We start from the raw sequence: 612 nt of genomic DNA, 5'->3' as shown, positions 1-612 counted from the left end.
AGCAAATGTCTCAGAACACGATCTTCTTTACATTACACAAGCACAATTAGACGAAGGAAAGACCGGAGTTGTGATAAATCAAGGCCAACATGCATTTGTAGAAAAAGCATCTGGTAAAAATCCAAGATTTCTTGGTCCACTTTACAAAAAATATTCCGGCGACTCCTTTGGCGATTGGACGGTGATTGCTAGAAATTCGGATTATCTATTTGATCAGATAGCAAATAAATTATCAGATAAGCAAAAACAATTGATAACATTGACTTCAAAGCCAGTATCTAAAGATGTCCTTGACAACTATGTTAATAATGACGCTAAAGCTCGTGCAGATTTTTATGATCGATTATCTGATGTATTGGCGGAGCGTACTAACGTCCTAGAGACATCTATGGAACTGCCATTCATTAAACTAAATGATGGTAAACCTTATCAAATTATCCCTTATAAAAAAGGAACGAATAAAGTAATCGTAAAAACAGGTTCAAAATATCTTTCAGGAAAAGAAGGAAACGGACTTCAATATTCCGATTCGCTTGGCGATGATGAAGTGTTTGAACTTGTTCAGATAGGAAATTCTAACGATGGTAAATTTCAGTTCCGTTTGAATAACAA

The 612-nt window shown here is 35.3% G+C and carries 1 pseudogene; it reads left to right on the top strand.

The window, feature by feature from the left end:
- A pseudogene (locus BAU27_RS07930) lies at nucleotides 1–612 on the top strand (cell wall-binding protein); the annotation flags it as partial.

The sequence above is a fragment of the Bacillus sp. NH11B genome, assembly GCF_001884205.1.
Classification (GTDB): Bacteria; Bacillota; Bacilli; order Bacillales; family Bacillaceae_G; genus Bacillus_A; species Bacillus_A proteolyticus.
Note: the sequence above shows the minus strand (reverse complement) of the source record. Positions and strands in the feature narration are given on the sequence as shown.